The sequence below is a fragment of the Bacillus sp. SM2101 genome (genome assembly GCF_018588585.1).
GTDB lineage: Bacteria > Bacillota > Bacilli > Bacillales > SM2101 > Nanhaiella > Nanhaiella sioensis.
On sequence record NZ_JAEUFG010000122.1, the window covers coordinates 1 to 816 of the forward strand.

Below are 816 nucleotides of genomic sequence, written 5' to 3' on the forward strand. Positions count from 1 at the left end.
GACCACTTCTGATAAAATAAAGTTACCACACCAAATTTCATCGGAAAGAAGGGTCCTTATGTTTAAAAATTATATCATGAATCAATTAATTTTGCCTTTAGATCTAGAAGTAAAATTACAAAAGAACGATATTGCCTTCCATGTCCATCATTTAGTTGAAAGTATCCCTCAGGAAGCGTTTGAACCATTTCTCCGAAATGAAGGCTGTCCTGCCTATCATCCACGCATGATGCTTAAAATAATTCTATGTGCCTACACGCAATCTGTCTTTTCTGGACGCAAAATTGAAGCCCTATTAAAAGACAGTATTCGTATGATGTGGCTAGCTCAAGGATATGAACCAAGCTACCGCACAATCAACCGATTCCGTGTTCAACCAGAAGTGAAAGAATTAATTCGTGAATGTTTCGTCCAATTCCGTTGCCAATTGATCGAAGAGAAACTTATTGATCAAGAAGCGATTTTTATTGATGGTACAAAAATCGAAGCAAATGCGAATAAATTTACGTTCGTCTGGAAGAAATCCATAGAGAACTATCATGAGAGTTTAATTGAAAAGTCAAACCAGCTGTACAATGAGTTACTTAAGAATGAAATCATACCTGAAATTCAACGTGAAACGGCTGAACAGTTATCATTGGATGAGCTCGCTCAATTGGTTCGAAAAGTAGACGATGTCGTAACCAAGTGTGATAAACAAATTGAAGATACGTCAGACGTTTCAGAACGAAAAGCCTTAAGAAGTGAACGTAAGTATCCAAAACAAATTCGAAAGCAATTGATTGATTTCGTCTCACGTAAACAGAAATATCAACA

1 protein-coding gene is annotated in these 816 nt (G+C 36.4%); it reads left to right on the plus strand.

Translation table 11 applies throughout. The features are described 5' to 3' along the window. Positions 1–58: 58 nt before the first annotated feature. Positions 59–816: transposase (locus JM172_RS24540; RefSeq protein WP_214484989.1), on the plus strand; the 758-nt coding region annotated here is incomplete at its 3' end.